16 protein-coding genes are annotated in these 21,275 nt (G+C 64.0%); 8 read left to right on the top strand and 8 right to left on the bottom strand.

All coding sequences use genetic code 11. The features are described from left to right. Window positions 1-120: 120 nt before the first annotated feature. The 3 genes from AQ12_RS11420 to gpmA form a co-directional block, all read right to left on the bottom strand. Window positions 121-888, bottom strand: coding sequence for a molybdopterin-synthase adenylyltransferase MoeB (locus AQ12_RS11420; protein WP_048440045.1), 768 nt, complete (start codon window positions 886-888; stop codon window positions 121-123). 1 nt (window position 889) lies between these two features. Further along, on the bottom strand, window positions 890-2,329 hold the full coding sequence (locus AQ12_RS11425; protein WP_048440046.1) for a S41 family peptidase: 1,440 nt from the start codon (window positions 2,327-2,329) through the stop codon (window positions 890-892). A 137-nt stretch (window positions 2,330-2,466) separates the two neighbouring features. After that, window positions 2,467-3,210, bottom strand: coding sequence for a 2,3-diphosphoglycerate-dependent phosphoglycerate mutase (gpmA, locus tag AQ12_RS11430; protein WP_048440047.1), 744 nt, complete (start codon window positions 3,208-3,210; stop codon window positions 2,467-2,469). 85 nt (window positions 3,211-3,295) lie between these two features. Here gpmA and AQ12_RS11435 point away from each other — a divergent pair, with 85 nt between their 5' ends. The 4 genes from AQ12_RS11435 (at window position 3,296) to AQ12_RS11450 (ending at window position 5,668) form a co-directional block, all read left to right on the top strand. Further along, window positions 3,296-3,703: a rhodanese-like domain-containing protein gene (locus AQ12_RS11435; protein WP_048440048.1), complete on the top strand. Its 408-nt coding sequence runs from the start codon at window positions 3,296-3,298 to the stop codon at window positions 3,701-3,703. Between the two features lie 58 nt (window positions 3,704-3,761). Then, window positions 3,762-4,034: a glutaredoxin 3 gene (grxC, locus tag AQ12_RS11440; protein ID WP_048440049.1), complete on the top strand. Its 273-nt coding sequence runs from the start codon at window positions 3,762-3,764 to the stop codon at window positions 4,032-4,034. 106 nt (window positions 4,035-4,140) lie between these two features. Then, window positions 4,141-4,617, top strand: a complete 477-nt coding sequence (gene secB, locus AQ12_RS11445) for a protein-export chaperone SecB (protein ID WP_048440050.1) — start codon at window positions 4,141-4,143, stop codon at window positions 4,615-4,617. A 46-nt stretch (window positions 4,618-4,663) separates the two neighbouring features. Further along, a complete protein-coding gene (locus tag AQ12_RS11450; RefSeq protein WP_048440051.1) occupies window positions 4,664-5,668 on the top strand; it encodes an NAD(P)H-dependent glycerol-3-phosphate dehydrogenase in 1,005 nt (334 codons plus the stop codon). A 3-nt stretch (window positions 5,669-5,671) separates the two neighbouring features. Here the strand turns inward: AQ12_RS11450 and AQ12_RS11455 are convergent, their stop codons facing one another. Beyond that, entirely contained in the window at window positions 5,672-6,001 is a 330-nt protein-coding gene (locus AQ12_RS11455; protein ID WP_048440052.1) for a thioredoxin family protein, read from the bottom strand. Window positions 6,002-6,117: 116 nt separating this feature from the next. Between AQ12_RS11455 and AQ12_RS11460 the strand changes: the two genes are divergently transcribed. The 4 genes from AQ12_RS11460 to nadA are packed head-to-tail and all read left to right on the top strand — an operon-like array spanning window position 6,118 to window position 10,638. Next, entirely contained in the window at window positions 6,118-7,617 is a 1,500-nt protein-coding gene (locus AQ12_RS11460) for a class I adenylate-forming enzyme family protein (protein ID WP_048440053.1), read from the top strand. A 20-nt stretch (window positions 7,618-7,637) separates the two neighbouring features. Further along, on the top strand, window positions 7,638-8,588 hold the full coding sequence (locus AQ12_RS22115) for a tripartite tricarboxylate transporter substrate binding protein (protein WP_161799024.1): 951 nt from the start codon (window positions 7,638-7,640) through the stop codon (window positions 8,586-8,588). A 47-nt stretch (window positions 8,589-8,635) separates the two neighbouring features. Continuing rightward, the gene (nadC, locus tag AQ12_RS11470) at window positions 8,636-9,499 is read left to right on the top strand and encodes a carboxylating nicotinate-nucleotide diphosphorylase (protein WP_048440054.1); all 864 of its coding nucleotides are present in this window, start codon (window positions 8,636-8,638) and stop codon (window positions 9,497-9,499) included. Beyond that, a complete protein-coding gene (gene nadA / locus AQ12_RS11475) occupies window positions 9,499-10,638 on the top strand; it encodes a quinolinate synthase NadA (RefSeq protein WP_048440055.1) in 1,140 nt (379 codons plus the stop codon). Before nadC ends, nadA begins: the two co-directional genes overlap by 1 nt. A 138-nt stretch (window positions 10,639-10,776) precedes the next feature. Here the strand turns inward: nadA and AQ12_RS11480 are convergent, their stop codons facing one another. The 4 genes from AQ12_RS11480 to AQ12_RS11495 all read right to left on the bottom strand — a co-directional run. Beyond that, window positions 10,777-11,334, bottom strand: a complete 558-nt coding sequence (locus AQ12_RS11480) for a GNAT family N-acetyltransferase (RefSeq protein WP_202967500.1) — start codon at window positions 11,332-11,334, stop codon at window positions 10,777-10,779. Continuing rightward, the gene (locus AQ12_RS11485) at window positions 11,334-18,698 is read right to left on the bottom strand and encodes a Calx-beta domain-containing protein (RefSeq protein WP_048440056.1); all 7,365 of its coding nucleotides are present in this window, start codon (window positions 18,696-18,698) and stop codon (window positions 11,334-11,336) included. Before AQ12_RS11485 ends, AQ12_RS11480 begins: the two co-directional genes overlap by 1 nt. Window positions 18,699-18,854: 156 nt before the next feature. Continuing rightward, complete coding sequence (gene nadB, locus AQ12_RS11490; RefSeq protein ID WP_048440057.1) at window positions 18,855-20,456, bottom strand: L-aspartate oxidase; 1,602 nt, start codon at window positions 20,454-20,456, stop codon at window positions 18,855-18,857. Window positions 20,457-20,465: 9 nt separating this feature from the next. Then, window positions 20,466-21,275, bottom strand: an 810-nt coding sequence (locus tag AQ12_RS11495; protein ID WP_048440060.1) for a ScpA family protein, incomplete at its 5' end; no start/stop codon positions are given.

Here is a 21,275-nt window from a genome sequence, read left to right on the forward strand (position 1 = left end):
TGATCCGGCATCCACCGCGAAGCGGCGACTGCGCCTGATCAGAGATGGATTGCGGATCAAGTCCGCAATGACAGCAATCAAGTCGGCCATGACAGCCAGCCGTGCGCCATGACAGCCAGCTCAAGTCTGCTCTGACAACCGGGACGATGCGCACACCGGGCAGGCGTCATCACGCATCACGCGCACTTCATTCCACTCCATCGTCCGTCCATCGAGCATCTGCAGCCGTCCGGCAAGCGATTCACCCACACCGGCGAGCAGCTTCAGGGCCTCGGCTGCCTGCATGGCGCCGATGATGCCCACCAGGGGCGCGAACACGCCCATCGTGGCGCAACGCGTCTCTTCGAGGTCGGCAGTCGGTGGAAAGACGCAGGCGTAGCAGGGCGTCGCATCGCCGCGTGAATCGAACACCGAAATCTGCGCATCGAACCGGATGGCAGCGCCCGAAACCAGCGGCTTGCCGTGTTTCACGCAGGCTGCATTGATGGCGTGACGGGTCGCGAAGTTGTCTGTGCAGTCGACGACCACGTAGGCATGCGCGACCAGCCGGTCGAGAAGGGCTGCGTCGGCCCGTTCGCAAATCGCCTCGACGATGGGTTCGGGATTGATGGCCGCAATTGCATCGCGCGCCGATTGCGCCTTGGGCTCGCCCACGCGCGCCATGTTGTGCGCGATCTGCCGCTGCAGGTTGGTGAGGTCGACGAGATCGTGATCGACCAGCGTGATGTGGCCGACACCCGCAGACCCCAGAAAAAGCGAAACGGGCGACCCAAGGCCGCCCGCGCCGATGACCAGTGCGCGGCCAGCTGCAATCTTTTCCTGGCCCTCGACGCCTATTTCATCGAGGAGGATATGGCGCGAATAGCGCAGCAGCTGGTCGTCGGTCAGGTCAGTTCTCTTTCTTTTCTTCCTTGCGCTCGACCATCGTCTTGGAGATCAGCACCGGACGGCCCTTGAGCTGGTTCAAGGCCTGCACGAGCTGGAAATCCTTTTCGCTGCCGAACTCGGGCGGGCGAGGGCGATCGGCAGGGGCCTTCTTCGCCTCTTCCTCGGCCTTCTTGCGCGCTTCGTCGCGAGCCTTTTCGCGCGCCGGGTCTTTCACCTCTGCGCCCTGGCCGCTGCCCAGGTGCTTTTCGAGGTCGGCTTCACGCGTGCGCAGCACCGAGAACACATTGCCTTCTTCGCTCTCGTCGATCATCACGTCGGGCACGATGCCCTTGGCCTGGATCGACTTGCCGGTTGGCGTGTAGTAGCGGGCCGTGGTCAGCTTCAGGCCGGTGTCGGGGCCGAGCGGCCGCACCGTCTGCACGGAACCCTTGCCGAAGGTCTGGCTGCCCAGGATGGCGGCGCGCTTGTGGTCCTGCAGGGCGCCGGCGACGATTTCGCTGGCCGATGCCGAGCCTTCATTCACGAGCACGACCAGCGGGACGGTCTTGAGCGCGGCTGGCAGGCGGCGCAGCGGGTCGGAACCGCGGCGCTGGTAAAACTCGGGCGCAGCCTTGTAGACGAACTTGCTTTCGGCGAGCTGGCCGTTGGTGGACACGACGATCGCGTTTTCCGGCAGGAAGGCCGCAGAGACAGCCACTGCCGCGTCGAGCAGGCCACCCGGGTCATTGCGCAGGTCAAGCACCAGCCCCTTGAGATTGGGCTCTGCCTTGTAAATTTCCTCGATCTTGCGCACGAAGTCATCGACGGTGCGCTCCTGGAACTGCGACAGGCGAATCCATGCGTAACCCGGCTCCATCACCTTGCCGCGAACGGACTGGGTGCGGATCTCTTCGCGATTGATGGTGACCGGGAAGCTGCGGTTTTCGTCCTTGCGAAAGATCGTGAGCATCACCTTGGTGTTGGGCTCGCCGCGCATCTTCTTGACGGCTTCATTCAGGGACAGGCCCTTCACAACCGTGTCGTCGATCTTGGTGATGAGGTCGTTGGGCTTCAGGCCCGCGCGGAAAGCGGGCGAGCCTTCGATGGGCGAGACGACCTTGACCAGGCCGTCTTCCTGCGAGATCTCGATGCCGACGCCCACGAAGCGCCCGGAGGTGCCTTCGCGGAATTCCTTGAACGATTTCTTGTCGAAGTACTGCGAGTGCGGATCGAGGCTGGCGACCATGCCCGAGATGGCGTCGGTGATCAGCTTTTTCTCATCGACGGCTTCGACGTAGTCGCTCTTGACCATGCCGAAGACCTGGGCGAGCTGCTGCAGCTCCTCCAGCGGCAGCGGCGCAAGTGATCCTCGTGCAACGGTTTGCAGGGAAACCGTGGTCAGCGCCCCGGCCAGGGCGCCTGCAGAAATCCAGCCGGCGATCTTCAGTTTGCTGTGGCTCATGGGCAATGGATCCAGTCCTCAATTGACGAAAATATACACCTGCGAATGAGGTAAGACGCAATAGGCGTGCCGTGGTTCCGGCCTGGCGTTGCGCAATCGTGAAAAAGTCTGGCGTTTACCTCGTCTTTACCGGTGCCTCAGGCCTTTCCCTGATTGGCAACCGCTGCGGCTGCAGCAGCGGCAGCTTGTGGGTCGCCCAGGTAGTAGCTGCGAATGGGCTTGAGGTGCTCGTCGAGTTCGTACACCAGCGGAATGCCATTGGGAATATTCAGTCCCACGATTTCGCTGTCGGAAATGTTGTCCAGGTATTTCACCAGTGCCCGCATGGAGTTGCCGTGGGCAGCTACCAGCACGCGACGCCCGCTCCTGATGGCGGGAGCCATGGTTTCGTTCCAGAACGGCATCACGCGCTCCACCGTGTCCATCAGGCACTCGGTGAAGGGTACCTCGCCAGGCTTGAGCCGCGCATACCGTATGTCCGTGCCTTCCCAGCGCGCGTCGCCGGCTTCCATTGCAGGCGGCGGCACGTCGTAGCTGCGGCGCCAGACCAGCACCTGGTCGTCGCCAAACTGCTTGGCCGTTTCGGCCTTGTTGAGACCTTCGAGCGCGCCATAGTGACGCTCGTTCAGCCGCCAGCTGTGCATCACCGGCAGCCAGGTGCGATCGAGTTCATCCAGGCAGTGCCACAGGGTGTGGGTTGCGCGCTTGAGGACGCTGGTCATGCACAGGTCGAAGTCGAAGCCGCTTTCCTTGAGCAGGCGCCCGGCTTCCCTGGCTTCTTGCACGCCCTTTTCCGTCAGCGGGACATCCACCCAGCCGGTGAATCGGTTTTCCAGGTTCCAGGTCGATTGGCCGTGGCGGATCAGGACGAGTTTGTACATGGGGCGTTTGGCCTGTCAAAAGCAGTGGAAAGCCTGCCATTTTAGAATCCGGGGTTGGCCATTGGCCCTACCTGCAAGGAAAGACGTGAAATTTCTGATCGACAACTGGATGCTGCTCACCGTGGCGGCCTCCTCCGGGCTCATGCTTTTGTGGCCGCACATCCGCCCCGGCGCGGGTGGCGCACTGACTGCGGCAGGGGCCGTGCAACTGATCAATCGCGAGCGCGCGGTCGTCGTGGATGTATGCGAAACCGAGGAATACGCGGCCGGCCATGTGGGCGGCGCCAAGAGCGTTCCGCTCGGTGAACTGGAAAAGCGCCTGCCGGAAGTCGTCAAGAACAAGACGGTTCCGCTGATCCTCGTGTGTGCCAGCGGCGCTCGCGCCAACCGCGCGCTGGCCACCGCCAAACAGCTGGGCTACGACAAGGCCCAGGTGCTCGCAGGCGGACTGAAAGCGTGGAAAGACGCGAACCTGCCAATCGAAAAAGCCTGACACGCGAGCGTGTCGGCAAGCACCAGAATCACGTACAAACAGCAACGAGACCCGCCCCATGCAGACCGTCAAGATGTACACCACCGCCGTTTGCCCTTATTGCATTCGCGCCAAGCAGATTCTCAAGGCCCGCGGCGTTGACAGCATCGACGAGGTGCGCGTTGACATGCATCCCGACGAGCGCATGAAGATGATGGAGATGACCGGCCGGCGCACCGTGCCGCAGATCTTCATCGGCGACACCCACGTCGGGGGCTGCGATGACCTGATGGCGCTCGACAGTCGCGGCGGCCTGGCCGCGCTGCTGCAGGGCGAGCCCCAGCGCTCCTGAAGCACCCAGCGCTCCTGAGATAATCCGCCTTCACCTGAAATTGGCCCGCTGAAGTCCGGCATCTGCGGATATTCGAGCGGGCTTTGTATTGACCGAAAGAAACCCCATGGCCGACCAGCAGCAGCAAGACCCCGTCTTCCAGATCCAGCGCGTCTATCTCAAGGAAGCGTCGCTCGAGCAGCCCAATTCCCCATCCATCCTGCTTGAATCCGAGCAGCCTGCCGTTGACATCCAGTTGGGTGTTGAAGCCGCCCCTGTCGCCGATGGCGTGTATGAGGTCTGCGTCACCGCCACCGTCACCACCACCGTCAAGGACAAGACGGTGTTTTTGGTCGAGGCCAAGCAGGCCGGCATCTTCGAGATCCGCAACCTGCCGCCCGAGCAGATGAACCCGGTCCTGGGCATCGCTTGCCCGCAGATCGTTTATCCGTACCTGCGCGGCAATGTGTCGGACATCGTGACGCGCGCCGGCTTCCCTCCGGTGTACCTGGCCGAGATCAACTTCCAGGCCATGTACGAGCAGCAGCAGACGCAGGCCGAATCGCAAAGCCCGGCGCCTTCGCCCATCATCACCTCGGCCTGAGCCTTCAATGCCTGTTCCCGGCCGCACAGCCGTCTAGCAGCCAGCGATGAAAGTCGTGATCTTCGGTGCGGGCGCCTGGGGCACGGCGCTGGCATCGGCTGCGGCGGCGCGGCATGATGTGACGCTGGTCGCCCGTGACGCCGCCCAGGCGCTGGCGATTCGCAGCGAACGCGAAAACCGGCGCTACCTGCCGGGGGTGGAGCTGTCGCCCCGGCTCGCCATCGGCTCGCAAGCCGGGCAACCCGTTGCGCTGCTGGCGTCTGATGCCGACCTGGTGATCGTTGCCACCCCCATGGCGGGGCTGCGGCAAAAGCTGGAAGAACTCAGGGACCACAGCGGGCCGCTGGCGTGGCTTTGCAAGGGTTTCGAAGCTTCGATAGCGGGAGCTGATGGCTTGCTGGGTCATGAGGTATGCGCCCAGGTTTCTCCCCACCTCATGGGCGGCGTCCTTAGCGGACCGAGTTTCGCCCTCGAAGTCGCGCGCGGACAGCCCACGGCGCTGGTCGCAGCCAGTGAATTTGCCCCGGTGCGCGATGCCCTTGTGAAGGCCTTTCACGGCGGCAACATGCGTATCTATGCCAACGACGACCTTGTCGGCGTTGAAGTCGGTGGAGCGGTGAAGAACGTGCTGGCTATCGCGACAGGCCTGTGCGACGGCCTTGCACTGGGCCTCAACGCCCGCGCCGCCCTCGTCACCCGTGGCCTGGCCGAAATGACCCGCCTGGGTGTCGCATTGGGCGCGCAGTCAGAAACGTTCATGGGGCTGTCCGGCCTGGGCGATCTGGTCCTGACCGCCACTGGCGATCTCAGCCGCAATCGCCAGGTCGGCCTGATGCTGGCCCAGGGACGGACTTTGCAGGAGGCGGTCGAGTCGCTCGGCCATGTGGCGGAGGGCGTCTACAGCGCCCGGACAGTGGTCGCGCGCGCCGACCACCTGGGCGTCGAAATGCCGATCTCGCGGGCCGTGGTGGCTTTGCTCGATGGCAGGATTGATGCGATGCGGGCGGTAGGCGACCTGATGGGCCGGGGCCCCGTTGCCGAGACCGCCTGAAATTCAGCCGCCTGAGGGATCGATCCTGTCCAGCGCATCGCGCACCTCGTCGAGGCTGCGCGGACGCACGACCCGGGCAAGCTCGATGCCATCTTTCAGGAAGACCAGCGTCGGCCACAGCTTGACCTGGTAGGAGCGTCCCAGGGGGCGTCCGCTGCCATCTTCGACCTTGATGTGACGTACGCCGTCGTGGCCCGCCAGGGCCCCCGCGATCAGGGGCTGGGCCGCGCGGCAGTAGCCGCACCAACCGGTGCCGAATTCAAGCACTGCCGCGCCCTTTGAATGGACGATCTCTGCGCGTGTCGGTTCACTCGTCGTGTGTTCGGTTTCCATAAGTGATTCTTCCACGATGTGCGAAGATTCGCGCGTAGTCCCCGGGCGCACAATGCCAGCGGAGCATTCCTTCAATCCAGCGCCTCATGGGGCGCACCCATTGATCCATTCAAGTCATGAACCTCGTTGAACCCCTGGCGCGGCAGGCGCTTGCATTTTCAAACCAACCGGCCCTCGTGGCGAGCGACCTCACCATCAGCTACGGCGGATTGATGCAGCGGGTGGGCCGCATCGCGAGCCAGTTGACCAAAGCCGGTATCGGCCGGGGCGACATCGTCGCCATTACCGCCAACACATTCGTTCCGCAAATCATGCTGCCGCTGGCGATTGCATGGATCGGCGCGATCTCGATCCCGATTGCGCGCCGCAACCTGGCCCTGGCCCGCGGCCATGGCGCCAAGCTCATCGTGCATCACCTCAACGGCTTGACCATGCCCGAGACGCCAGGGGTGCCGGCACTCAGCCTGGCCGAGCTGGCCAAGCTCGATGACGGCAGCGAAGTGTCGATCGCATTGATGGAGCCGCAGGACATCTGGCGAATCGCGATGTCGTCGGGCACCACGGGCCGGCCCAAGGCGGTGAGCTATTCGCACAGCTCGGCCATCATGCGATCCCAGCTTTCCCGGATCATCTATCCGGCCGAAAGCCCGGAGCGCCTGATGATTTTCATGGGGCTCGAACTCACCTTCTCGTGCAGCTACTGGATGCGCGCCCTGTTCAACGGCGGCGTCGTGGTGCGCCAGGGCGAGGGTTTCGCCGAGACCATGGACCTGCTGCGAAAGGAAAACGTGACGCTGCTTGTCACCAGCCCCAACAACGCGATCCGGCTGGTGGAGGTGGCACGAAAGGAAGGCTCGCCCTACAAGGAGCGGCCACCAGCCTTGCGAACCTTGTGCGTCGGCGGCGCGGTGGTCGCGCCGGGTGTCCAGCAATCGCTTCGCCAGTATCTGTGTCCCAACCTCGGCATCAACTACGGATCGACAGAAACTGGCGCGGTCGCGGTGCTCGATGAGGAGGTGCAGCGCCAGCGTCCGGGCAGTGCGGGCCGGCTGCTGCCCTGGGTGGAGGCGCGCGTGCTGGGCGATGACGGCGAGCACTTGCCGTTCGGCAAGGTCGGCCGCATCGCCATCCGTTCGCCCGGGCTTGCCACGGCCTATGTGCACCCGGCTGGCGAACAGGAACCGCAGCTGGATGAAGCCTTTGACGCTGGCTGGTTCAAGACCGCCGACCGCGGTGCCATCAGCAAGGACGGCCTGGTTTTCCTGGCCGGGCGCGGCGGCGAAGTGATCAACATGGGCGGCCACAAGGTCGATGCCTCCGTGGTCGAGGAAGCCATCGCGCGCGATCCGGCAGTGACCGAGTGCGCAGTGCTCGCCATGCAGAACGAATCGGGCGAGCAGCTCATGGTCGCGCTGGTGGTGTCCGAAGCCAGGGTCGAGGGTGCAGCAGTCAGGAAGCGATGCCGGGAAGTGCTGGGCCGGACCATGGTTCCAGCGGCCGTGTTCCAGGTCGATGCCCTTCCGCGCAACGAAGGCGGCAAGGTGATCCGCAAGGAGCTGGCAGCGCTGGCGACCAGGGCCAGCGCCGCCCGCACCCAGGCCCGGGCAGCGAGTTGATGGCGCTGCGCAAGGCTCACATGCGATGGGCAGGAATCGCCCTTGCCGGTGTGCTGGCTGCTGTCGCGATGGCACCGGCTGCGGCGCAGGAGTCGCGGATGATGCGAATGGTGACCCCGGCGCCACCGGGCGGCAACCTCGACAACACCGCCCGCCTGCTCACGTCCAGGCTGCCGGCCGTTACCGGCGACACCTGGATGGTGGACAACCGGCCCGGTGGCAACACCGTGATCGGTATCGAGGCGGTGGTGCGGGCCCAGCCCGACGGCCGCACGGTGCTCTATCACGCAACGGCGATGGCCATGATCCCCTGGACGCACAAGCTGTCGTTCTCGCTGCCGGACGACCTGTTGCCGGTGGTGCAGGTTTCGACCGAACGTTACGCGGTCGTGGTGCCCATCGCGTCTGCGGTCACCTCGCTGCGCGCGCTCGAAGAAGCTGCGGCATCGCGTGAGGGCGGACTCAACTGCATTGCGGCACCCGGCGTTTCCAACATGGCTTGCGAGCAGTTTCGCGCAAGGGTTCGAGGCCGATCGACGACCATTCCGTACGCAGGCGTCGCGCCTGCATTGCAGGCGACGGTGGCAGGGCTGGGCGATGTGATGTTCTGCAACTTTGAAGCCGTGACACGCATGGTCGAGGCCGGCCGCGTCAGGATCATTGGCGTGTCGGCAACGCAGAACCTGCCGCCCCCGTACGCCCGCCTTGCCGTGATCAATGACGTGTGGCCCGAATTCGTGATCGAGGGGTTCTCCGGCATATTTGTTCCGGCGGCGACCCCGGCGGCACGCGTGCGGGAACTGGTGCGTGACTTCAACCGCGTGCTCGCAGACCCTGAAGTTGCCAAGGTCATGCGAGATTCCGGCCAGGAGCCTGTCGGGGGAACCAGCGACGATTTCAGCCGAGTCTTGCGCCGCGCCAGCCAGCGCTACGGCGAAGTGATCCAGCGGCTTGCGCTGGGCGTGAAGTAGCGGCGGCGGACAACAGGACCTGCAGGTTGCCGCTATGCTTGCCGGCAATGACTTCCACATTTGATTTTTCTTCCGCCGCATTGGCCCAGCTGGCAGCTGGCGATGTGGCACGCGCGATTGCCGAAGACGTCGGCGATGGCGACCTCACTGCCGCGCTGGTGCCTGCCGCCACCCGTGCACGCGCCCGCATCCTGGCGCGTGAAAGCGCAGTGATCTGCGGCCGGCCGTGGGTTGAAGCCGCCGTCAGGCAGATCGAGCCTTCGGCGCAGGTCACCTGGCTTGTCGGCGAAGGCCAGCGCTGCGACGCTGACCAGGTCGTGCTGGAGATCGAAGGCACGGCGCGCGCGTTGCTCACGGCAGAGCGCACGGCGCTCAATTTCCTGCAGCTGCTCAGCGCAGTCGCGACCAAAACCGCGATCTATGTGGAAGCCGTGCGCGGCACCAAGGCGCAAATCGTCGATACCCGCAAGACTTTGCCGGGCCTGCGCCTGGCGCAAAAATATGCGGTGCGAACTGGCGGCGGGACCAATCACCGAATCGGCTTGCATGACGCCGTGCTCATCAAGGAAAACCACATCGCCGCTGCCGGTGGCGTGACGCAGGTGTTGCAGGCTGCCGCGCAGTCGGCGGCCCGTGCTTCTTTCATCGAGATCGAAGTGGAAACGCTCGCTCAGCTGGCCGAGGCACTGGAGGCAGGCGCGAAGATGGTGCTGCTCGACAACATGGATTTGCCCACGTTGCGCGAAGCCGTCCGCATCAATGACTCGCGCGCCATCCTGGAGATATCGGGCGGGGTCACGCTGGACAGCGTGCGCGAACTCGCCGAAACCGGCGTCGATCGGATCTCGATCGGCGCATTGACCAAGAACGTGCAGGCCATCGACTTTTCGATGCGCCTGAAGGAGCTGTGATGAGCACCGTCATTCCGATCTTCGACGTCGAATACGAGCATCCGCAACCGCAATCCGGCGACGCCGATGCGGGGACCGCGTGCGACACACGGTTTGCATGGGCGCGTGTGCCAGTGGAGCCCTTGCCTGAGGAACGCGCCGAACTCAAGGACCGCATCCGGCGCCTGTTGAAAGCGCGCAATGCGGTGATGGTCTCGCACTATTACGTGCACCCCGACCTGCAGGACCTCGCAGAAGAAACCGGCGGCATCGTGAGCGATTCGCTGGAGATGGCGCGCTTTGGCCGCGACCATCCGGCGCAGACGCTGGTTGTTTCGGGTGTGCGCTTCATGGGCGAAACGTCCAAGATCCTCTCACCCGAAAAGCGCGTCCTCATGCCCGACCTCGATGCGACCTGTTCGCTCGACCTGGGTTGCCCGGCCCAGGAGTTCTCTGCGTTTTGCGACCAGCATCCCGATCGCACGGTCGTGGTTTACGCGAACACCAGCGCAGCGGTGAAAGCCAGGTCCGACTGGCTCGTCACCTCGAGTTGCGCGGTCGATATCGTGAAGGCGCTCAAGGACAAGGGCCACAAGATCCTCTGGGCGCCCGACAAGCACCTGGGCTCCTACATCCAGCGTCAGACAGGCGCGGACATGGTGCTATGGAACGGCTCGTGCATCGTGCACGACGAGTTCAAGGCGTTCGAGCTCGAAGACCTCAAGAAGCAGTATCCCAACGCGAAGGTGCTGGTGCACCCCGAGTCGCCCGCCGATGTCGTCGCGCTGGCCGATGCGGTGGGTTCGACCTCGGCCATCCTGCGCGCGGCGCGCGAGATGGACGCGAAGGAATTCATAGTCGCCACCGACAACGGGATGATGCACAAGCTGCGCACGCTCAACCCGGACAAGTTCTTCATCGAAGCGCCCACCGCCGGAAACAGCGCGACGTGCAAGAGCTGCGCGCACTGCCCCTGGATGGCGATGAACAGCCTGGCGGGTCTTGCGCATGTGCTGGAAACCGGCACCAACGAGATTCACGTCGATCCTGCACTCGGCCTGCGTGCCCGGGTGCCGATTGACAGGATGCTGGCGTTCACTGCGGCGTTGAAGTCTGGAAAACCGGCTGGTTCACTGGTGCCGGATATCGGCGCTGCGTGAAGCTGACGGGGCAGTCACCTGAAAGCGCGGCGACACCTGGACGGCTGTCATTGCGGACTTGATCCGCAATCCATGCCTGATCAAACGCTGTCGCCGCTTCGCGGTGGATGCCGGATCGCGTCCGGCATGACATCCGACCTATCGGAGGTCGATCCGGTACTTCAGTGACGGCTTGCTGCCGAACTCGGGCGGCTTGGTGAACTGTTCGACGAGGTAGCCGCCGTTGGCTTCGATGACGCGCCGCGACGGCAGGTTCGTGTCATCGCAGGTCACGATCACATGGTCCAGTCCTTCGCTGTGCGCTTCTTGCAGCATGAGTGCGAGCGCCCGGGTCGCATAGCCGCGCCGCTGCTTCCACGGCACCACCGCATAGCCGATATGGCCCAGCACGCGTGGTGGCAGGGCGGATGTGCCGTGCTGCCAGCGGAAGTTGATGCTGCCGCAAAACTCGCCGTCCCACATCCAGCGCACGTAGCTCGGGAGGCGCTTCGCCAGGCTGCCATCGGGCAACGGAATCGGCGCGCCTCTGGCTTCGCGATCGACGCAGGAGGCAAGAAACGCGTCGGCGTCCTGATGGATCGCAGCCAGAGTCTCCAGTGCGGCGGCTTCGCCGCGAATGTTGTCCGCCGACCAGCCGCGCTCCAGTGCTGCAACGAAGCCGGGGAGATGCTCGCGTGAGGGCCACAAAAGTTGCATCACCAATCGTATTCGAGCCCGTGCTGCGCGAGACCTGCCAGATCGATGCGCGCTGCGTTGTAGATCGTGTCCGCAGCGATCACGCTGAACTGGGCCTGCGTCACGACGCCGTCGTTGATGTACCCCGTGTAGAGCGCCAGGCTGTCCGGATCGATTTCAAAGCCTGCGACGTTGCGATAGATGAGTTTGACCACCGCGTCGTTGCTCGCGCCCGCGCCCAGGGCGTATTCGAGCGAGTAGTACATCAGTGTTTCGTAGGGGATTCCCATGTCGGCGTAGCCCAGCAGGATGCCCACGACCGCGGGGTTCGCGACGAGTTCGGGTCCGAAGACAGCGCAAATCAGCTTGGCCGAGACGCCTGCGTTGCCGTCCAGGTCCATCGCCAGCCATTGGTCTGCGAATTCGAAGCGCTCGACCTGCGCCAGCGTGTCCGTCCCTTCGAAACCCCATGTGTCCGTGACCTGGGCTGCACTGATCGTGTAGCGGGACCCTGCGCCGTCGAAACTTGCATAGTCGATGCCGGCGCCGCCATTGATCGTGTCGTTGCCACCGCTGCCAAACAGCCGGTCGGTGCCGCCCAGGCCGTTGATCTGGTCTGCGCCCGAACCGCCGGTGAGGATGTCCGGTCCGGCCCCGCCTTGCAGGCTTTGCGGTGTGACGTCGCTGAAGCGGTCGTCGGAGAGCACGCTGGCCGCTGCGCTGACATCGCCCAGGTCGAGACCGACGCCGCCGTGTCCGGCGTCGCCCCAGGTCACCGTGGAGCCATCGCTGCGCAACGCGAGGAACGCGGCCCCGCTCGCAATCAGCTGCACGACATCGACTGAACCGTTTAGCGCCGTTGCGTCGGCGCTGCTGTCTCCACCGGCCAGATCGTCGCCCCATGTGACGACAGAACCATCGGCTCGCAATGCTGCGAACGCGCGCTCGTTCGCGACGAGCGAGACGACGTCCACGGTTCCGTCCAGCGCTGCGGCCACGCCGCTCGAATCCCCGCCATGCCCGGCATAGCCCCAGGTCACAACCGAGCCATCGGTGCGCAGTGCGGCAAATGCCAGCTGTGTTGCGGCGATGGATGAAACGTCCGATGCGCCGTTCAGTTGTGCAGCCACGTCGGAAGAGTCGCCGCCTGCCATCGGGTCTCCCCAGGTCACGACAGAGCCGTCCTGGCGCAGTGCTGCAAATGCGGCTGTGCTGGCGGTGATATCGACGACATGGATGGTGCCGTCCACGGCTGCTGCATCAGCCAGTGACCCGCCGCCGTTCACATCGCCCCAGGCGATCACCGAGCCGTCGTTGCGCAAGGCGGCGAATGCCGTGGGTGTTGAAAAAAGCTGCACGGCATCGACGGCACCCGTGAGCGACGCCGCTGCTGCGCCCAGGCTGCCGCCCGCACTGGTGCTGCCCCACGCCACGACGCTGCCATCGGCGCGCAATGCGGCGAACGCTGCGCCGGTACCCAGCACCTGTTCGACATCGACCGAACCGTTCACGCTCGCAGCCACGGCAGTGCTGTCACCGCCGTAGCCAGCCAGGCCCCAGGTCACGACCGATCCGTCCGCGCGAAGCGCTGCAAACGCGCTGCTGTTTGAGTAGAGCGAAACGACATCCACCGCGCCCGACAGCGCAGCGGCGGCTGTATCTGTATTGCCACCAAAGCTGGCGTGGCCCCACGTCACCACTGACCCATCGGCGCGAAGTGCGGCAAACGCGCTTTCGGTCGATGCCAGGGAGACGGCCGGATTCTGTCCGGTGAGCTGCGCGGCGGCAGCGCCCATGCTGCCACCGGCGCTTGCATCGCCCCAGGCCACCACGGCGCCGTCAGCGCGCAAGGCAGCGAACGCGCCGACGCTGGAATAGATCTGGCTCGCGTCGATGCGGCCATCGAGCCAGGCCTGCACGCTGGTGCTGTCGCCGCCCTGGGTGGACTGGCCCCAGGAGACGACCGAGCCGTCATCGAGGATGGCGGCGAACGCATGGGGATTGGTGAATTCGCTGACCGTGTGGCCTGGATATGCGAGGTGGATTTCGGTGGATTGCACGACCGCAGCTTCGGGCGCGGCCAGGGGCAGGGCCGCCGTGTTGCTGATGAATGCTTCGCCGTAAGCCACCGCGTTGCCGGGCGTGTCGTTGTCGTAGAAGTTTTCGTAGAGAAAGACGTAGAAGTTCTCGATGTTCTCGACAACCGCATCGCTGTTCGTCTGCACCGTGAAGGTCTTCACCGTCTCGTTGGCTGCGAACTTGATGGGGACACGGTCGCGCGCCACGAAGTCGTTGATGTAGGCGATGGCATAGGCGGTGTCGGCCCATACCGTCGAGACGGTCCCCGTACCGCTGCGGGTGATGGTGAACGTGACCGTGCCGCCTTCGGTCACTGCCGTGCCATGCGAGTTGGCAGACGAGGTGACGGTGTAGTCGTAGCTGATGTCGTTGACCGGGCCGTCCTTCACATAGGCCCATGTGTAAGTGGTAAAGCTCGGCTGGGATTGCGTCAGGTACAGATCGACCCAGAACGATTTGACGCCCTCGTTGATGCGGTCGGGCTGTATCGGGATCAGGACCTGCTTGCTGGTCTCATTGGCTGCGAAGCTGACCGGCAGTTTGGTGAGCGCATGGAAGTCGCCGAAGTGGTTGGCCTCGTTGTCCACGGTGCTCACATAAACCGTCGCCGCGTCACCGCCGAAACTGCGCGTGACTGTGATGACCATGTCCTGGCCTTCTGCGACGGCGGTCGACGCATTGCCGCCGCTGGAGGTGATGCTCCATGACGGGCCGTCTTTCAGGTAGCCCACGCTGCTGGCTTGCGCCTGCGTGTCGCTCCAGTTGAGAAACAGGTCCAGCGACAGGCTTTCGACCGGCTCTGTGTTCGCGTCGGCGACTGTGTTGACCACCACCTGCGCCGTGGTCTCGCCCTCGTCGAAGAACACCGCTTCGAAATCCAGCGCGGTGTAGTCGGGGCCTGCTTGCGCTGAGCCGTTTGCTGTCGAAACGAAAACGACTGCGGACGCTGCGGCTGACGGCCGGCTGATGGTGAATGTGATCGCGCCGCCTTCCGAAACCGCGGCACCCGACGTGCCCGCGCTCGACGTGATCGTATAGAGCGGCGAGTCGGGCGCGTCGTCGATATAGCCCAGGGCCACCGCGTGCGGCTGCGCGTCGCCATGGTTGCGGTAGACACCCGCCCAGAACGACTCGATCACTTCGTCAGTCGTATCGACCAGCGCGGAGGTGCTGAATGAAGCCTCCGATTCGCCCGGCAGGAAGTGCAGCGGAACATATTCCATCAGTTGCAGATCCGATGCGCCGGCCGTGCCCGCGACGATGCTCACATAGGCGATCTCAGCCTGCGCGGTGCTGCCCTGGCGCGTGACGTAGAACACAACGCCGCTGCCTTCCTGCACCGCTGTCTCGGGCGTCGCATTGCTGGACGTGATCGTGAAGGTGGTGGTGGAAGCGGGCGTGTCGGCAATGCGTGCGTTGTCCGATGCCGTGGGCTGCGCGTCGCCAAGGTACTCGTACACCTGCAGCCAGAACGATTCGAGTAGCTCGGCGCGGCCGTCCTTGTGGATCGGCACGTACACGGTCTTGCTGGTCTCGCCGGCGGCGAAACTCACCGGGTGTTGATCGAGCGGCTCGATATCGGATGCGTCCGCACCATACGTGCTGACATAGACCGTGGATGCCGTGCCGGTGCCGCTTCGCGTGATGACGAATGCAGCTTCATGACCTTCGGCCACATCGACCGACGGACCCGTGACGGTGTAGCCGTAGTCGGTCACTGCCGTGTCCTTGATGACGCCCTGCGCATGGGCCGACTCGCCCACGTCCGTGAGGTTCTTGCGCAGTTCCATCCAGAACGATTCGATGCCTTCGGTCCCCGCGTCCAGCCAGGTCTGGACGGTGACAGTCTTGACGTTCTCGTTCGCCTTGAAAGTGAGCGGCTCCAGGTTCAGGGCCGCAAAGTCGGTGGCGTTCGCGCTGTTGGCTGCGGTGGACAGGTAAACCGTGGAGTCGCTGCCGGTGCCGCTTCGCGTGATGGTGAAAGTGATCGTGCCGCCTTCGGCCATTGCGCCTGGCGCGGTGCCTGCGCTGCTGGATATCGAGTAGTCATATGCGGGCTGCGGCGCATCGTTCACATAGCCGAATGCGGAGGCGGCTGATGCGGTGTCCTGCCTGTTGGCGAACACATCGAGCGCGAAGTATTCCTGGCGCTCCGACACGGCATCGCGATACACCGGCACGGTGACGAGCTTGGTGGTCTCGTGCGCGGCAAAGCTCACTTGCTGCCGGTCCAGTGCGGCGTAGTCGCCCTGGCCTGCGCTGGCTGCCGTTGTGCTCACGAAAACGCTGGATGGCGCACCGCTTGCGCTACGCGTGATCGTGAAGCTGACGGTATCGCCCTCGCTGGCGGCTGTGGCCGAAGTGCCCGCGCTGGAGTTGACGGTGTAGCTGTAGTTGGGTGCGATCGCGTCCTGGATATAGCCTGCGGCGACCGCCGAGTACGCGGTGTCCTGCATGGTCTCGTACAGCTCCAGCCAGAAATACTCGATGCCTTCGGTGCGACCGTCGGTATGCACCGGCACGGTGAACGTCTTGCTCGTGTCGAACTCGGAGAAGCTGAGCGACGTCATCGACTGCGGTGCGTAGTCGGATGCCGTCGCGCTCGCTGCGCCGGTACGCAGGTACACCGTCGAGGCCGAGCCGGAGCCGCTGCGCGCAATCGTGAACGTGACGACGCCGCCTTCGAGCACCGTGTTGCTGGACGAATTGGCGCTGGACGCGATGGTGTAGCCGTAGTCGGTGAACGCCGCGTTGTTGATGTTGCCCATGCCCACGATCGTCGATGAGCTGGAGTTCAGGTCCCAGGTCAGGCCCAGGTAAACGGTCTCCATCGATTCGTCGAGCCGGTCCGCGTAGGTCTGCACCGTCACCGTCTTGCTGGTCTCGTGCGCCGCGAACACCACGGGCTGCTTGGTGAAGGGCGCGTAGTCGCCTTCCTGTGCGGTCTGCGCAAGCGTGCTCACGAACACCATCGAATCGGTGCCCGTGCCGTCGCGCGTGATGGTGAATTCGAGTGCGCCGCCCTCGGTGGTGGTCGCAGCTGGAATGCTGTAGTTGTAGAGCGCCTTCTGGACATCCCTGATCCACGCCGTACCCGATGTTGCTGCCGCAATGTCCGCCGGGTTCTTGAAGATGTCGAGTCGCACGGCCTCGGGCGTCTCCAGCCAGAAGTCGGTCGATGTCTTCAGCGTCACCTGTGCGAACTGCTGGTTGGGCGCGAAGTCCACCTTCAACTTTTGCAGGCCGGTGAAGTCATTGGCGGATGCGGAAACGCCGGCCGTGGAGACATAGACCGACGAGTCGGCGCCGATGCCGCTGCGCTTGATCGTGAAAACGATGGACTCGCCTTCGTTCACGCCGCTTGCCTGGGTTGCACCGTTCGACGTGACGGTATAGGTGAAGTTTGGCGTCGGAACATCGGCGATGTAGGCCGCAATGCTCTGGTTGGCGGTGGTGTCACCCGGATTGAGAAACAGGTCGACGAAAAATGATTCCTTCGCCTCGGCCAGCTTGTCCGGGTCGATCGCGACTGTGACTGTCTTGAATGTCTCGTGCGCAGCGAACGTGACGGCGTACTTCGCCAGGTCTGCATAGTCTGCGGAATCTGCGGTGGAGGCACGCGTGCTGAAGTACACGGTGGAAGCACTCGCGCCACCCGTTCGCGTGACGTTGATGGTCACGGCGCCGCCTTCGAGCACGGGGGTGCCGATAACCGCCGCCGTGGCCAGCGAATAGGTGAAGGGCGACGGCGTTGTGTTCTCGATGTAGGCCGTGCTCGTGGCAAGCGGTGTCGCGGTTGCGTCCCACATGTTGGGTAGCAGCCTTGCCGAGAACGACTCGGTGCTCTCGAACAGGGCATCGCCGAAGGTGGACACCTTCACCGTCTTGACTGTGTCGTATGGCGAGAAGGTGACGAGTTGCGACAACCCGCCGAAGTCGGTGCCGCTGGTGGCCGTGCCGTTGCCGAAGGCGAGCCACACCGACGACTGTGTGCCCGTCGCGTCGCGGGTCAATGTGAAGGTGATGGTGCCGGCTTCATCGACGGCGTTGGAAGACACCGACGAATCGTTGAGCAGCGTGTAGCCGTACTCCGGCTGCGTGAACGCGCTGTCGGTGATGGCGAGGTAGACGTCGGTGTCCCAGATGGATTCGATGCTGATCTCGAACTGCACGTTGTAGGTTGCACCTTCGTCGCCTTCACCCCATGGATTGCGGATGATGAGTTTGTCCGTGGCGGGGTTGTAGCCCAGGATCATGAACGCATGACCCGACACCAGTTCCCGGTTCCCGTTGGTGCCTGTTGTGGCGACCTGCGATCCGAGGTAACCCGCGCCGCCGGCCATCAGCGCGTTGACGATGTCCTGCTTGTAGGTGGTGACATCGTTGGAATAGAAGTGCTCGAAACTGTGCGGGTCGCCGCTGTTGATGAAATTTCCGCTGTAGGTCTTGTACGGCAGGCCGCTGATCTGCAGCAGCGGATAGGCCATGCCTCCCTCTATGCCCTGGTAGCTGTTGTCAGGGGACCAGGGCATCTCGTACTTGATCGGCACCTGCTGGTTCAGCTGCGCATAGGCCTTTTCGACCAGCGCAACCCACAGCTCGCCCGAAAGGGAATCGTCGGGGTTGCCCGCGTAGCCCAGCTTTTCGTCCTTGAGCACGGGAAGCAACAGGTTCACCGTGGTGTAGACCGGCGCGCCGTACCAGTACATGCGTACGCCGTAGGTTCCGTTGCCGTTGTCGGTGAACAGTCCGGTGATCAGGGCCGGGTTCTCGTTAGCCACGGCGCCCAGGGCCGCCAGCATGTAGCAATCGCCCGCCTGACCCTGGTAGACGTCACTCGCGGAAATGCCGCCCACGAACAGGCTGCCCGTTGCCAGGTCGTAGCTCAGGACCGAAGTCGAAGCCTTCCCGGTGGCCGGATCGCCGCCCGCCACGGGCATCGGCAGGTCCGTTCCCAGAAACCACTCACCAATCAGGCGGTACGCCGCCTCGGCGTCGATGCCAGCCGCCATATCGGACGTGTCCACGACATCGACGGTGGTGTTGGTGCCACCCCAGAAAGAGTCATTGGCGAAGTTGCTGCCAGTGGCTTGCGAGGCGATGTGCCGCAGGTAGTCGTTGGCGAATGAGGCTCCACCCTGGGACGACACATCCTTGAGGTCCGCGAATTCGGTCGCCGTGATGCCGGCAATGGCCGCGGCGCCGAATATCTGCAGGAGTTCGTTGTAGTTGACGATCCCGTCGACCATTGCCAGGTCGCAGAGGTTTTTCAACTCAACCGTTTCGATTTCCTGGGTCCAGCTCATACACAACTCCGACAGCAAATGTCAGAACGATTCTCCCCAGATTGAGACAATCTGCAACCGCTTGTGACTGAATGTTCCGAAGTTGCACCCCCCAGCCTCGGGGTTGACGGGCCTGATCGAGCGGCCGCTTGAGCCGCTTCAGCCGCGTCAGCCGGATCAACCCGGCGTGAGTATCGTCGGATGCGCGACGTCTTCGAGCTGCGGATAGTCCTTGATGAAATGGCCGCCGCGGCTTTCATGGCGCGCCTGCGCGGACCGCACGATCAGGTCGGCGACCGTCACCAGGTTGCGCAGTTCCAGCAGGTCGCGCGTGACGTGGAAGTTGGCGTAGAACTCCTGGATTTCTTCCTGCAGCAGGGCAATGCGATGCGACGCGCGCTCCAGCCGCTTGTTGGTGCGTACTATGCCCACGTAGTCCCACATGAAGCGGCGCAGCTCGTCCCAGTTGTGCGAGATGACGACAGTCTCGTCCGCATCGGTGACACGGCTCTCGTCCCATGCCGGCAGCTCCGGTGGTTCCGGCAGTTCGTGGGAGAGGATGTCGCTGGACGCCGCTCTTGCAAACACCATGCACTCGACCAGCGAGTTGCTGGCCAGGCGATTCGCGCCGTGCAGGCCGGTGTAGGCCGTCTCGCCAATCGCGTGCAGGCCCTTGAGGTCGGTGCGGCCCGCCAGGTCGGTGTGGATGCCGCCGCAGGTGTAGTGCGCGGCCGGCACCACAGGTATCGGCTCTTTCGTGATGTCGATGCCCAGCTGCAGGCAGCGCGCATAGATGTTGGGGAAGTGCTCCTTCACGAACTCCGGCGGCTGGTGCGAGATGTCCAGGTACACGCAATCGACACCGTGCTTCTTCATCTCGAAATCGATTGCGCGTGCGACCACATCGCGCGGCGCGAGTTCGGCGCGGTCGTCGTGCAGCGGCATGAAGCGCGTGCCGCCTGCCGAAGGCGGCAGCAGCAGGTGACCGCCTTCGCCGCGAACCGCCTCTGTGATGAGGAACGACTTGACCTGCGGGTGATAAAGGCAGGTCGGGTGGAACTGGATGAACTCCATGTTGGTCACGCGGCAACCCGCGCGCCAGGCCGCAGCGATGCCGTCGCCAGTCGATGTGTCCGGGTTCGTGGTGTAGAGATAAACCTTGCCCGCACCACCGGTTGCCAGAATCGTTTCGGGCGCGCGGAAGGTGATGACGTTGTCGGTTTCTTCGTCGAGCGCGTACAGGCCCAGGCAGGTCGGCCCGTTGGTGGAGCCCACGCCGAGCTTCTGGCTGGTGATCAGGTCCACCAGCGTGTGATGCTCGAACAGCGAGATGTTGGGTGTCTTGCGCACGACTTCGATCAGCGTGCGTTGCACGGCGGCGCCGGTTGCATCAGTCACATGCACGATGCGCCGCGCGCTATGGCCGCCCTCGCGCGTGAGGTGCAGTTGCCCCGCTTCCTGCGAGAACGGCACACCCAGTTCGCGCAGCCACTCCACGGCCTCCGGTGCGTGCTCCACGACGTAGCGGGTTGCATCCAGGTCGGACAAGCCCGCGCCTGCGACCAGGGTGTCGTCCACATGCGATGCGAACGAATCGCCTTCGCCCAGCACGGCCGCGATGCCGCCCTGGGCCCATCCACTGGAGCCGTCGCTCATCGTGCGCTTGGTGATGATTGCGACCCGGCGTGTTGGCGCCAGGTGCAGCGCTGCGGTGAGGCCGGCAAGGCCGCTGCCCACGATCAGCACATCGAAAGCATGGGGCGGAGTATTCACGGGCATGAAAGGGTCCTAGGCCGGGTGGTAGGCCAGCCGTACATAGATGGGGGCGAAGGCCTCGGCCTGGGTGATGTCGATCAGCGTTTCCTTGGCGAGCTCCAGCATCGCGATGAACGTGACGATCAACACCGGCATGCCGCGCGAAATGTCAAAGAGGTTCTCGAACTCGACGAACTTGCGGCCCTGCAGGTGCCGCAGCACGATGCTCATGTGTTCGCGCACCGACAGCTCCTCGCGCGTGATCCGGTGATGCTGGATGAGCTTGGCACGGCGCACGATGTCACGCCACGCCTCCTGCAGATCGACCACGTTCACATCCGGAAAGCGCGGCTGCAGGGCCTGCTCGATATAGACCTGTGCGCGCAGCACGTCGCGGCCCATTTGCGGCGCTTCGTTCAGGCGCGCGGCGGCCAGCTTCATCTGCTCGTATTCGAGCAGGCGCCGCACCAGTTCTGCGCGCGGGTCTTCAGGCTCCTGGCCCTCGGCGGTCTTCTTGGGTGGCAGCAGCATGCGCGACTTGATCTCGATCAGCATCGCGGCCATCAGCAGATATTCGGCGGCGAGTTCGAGGTTGCGGCTGCGGATTTCCTCGACGTACACCAGGTACTGGCGCGTGACGCCCGCCATCGGGATGTCGAGGATGTTGAAATTCTGCTTGCGGATGAGGTAGAGCAACAGGTCCAGAGGACCTTCGAAGGCTTCGAGGAACACCTCCAGTGCATCCGGCGGGATGTACAGGTCGGTGGGCATCGCGAACAGCGGCTCGCCGTAGAGGCGGGCGAGCGCGACCTGGTCAACCACGTCCGGCATGGCGGCGAGCCC

The sequence above is a fragment of the Caenimonas sp. SL110 genome (assembly GCF_001044395.1).
In the GTDB taxonomy this organism is placed as follows: domain Bacteria; phylum Pseudomonadota; class Gammaproteobacteria; order Burkholderiales; family Burkholderiaceae_C; genus Ramlibacter.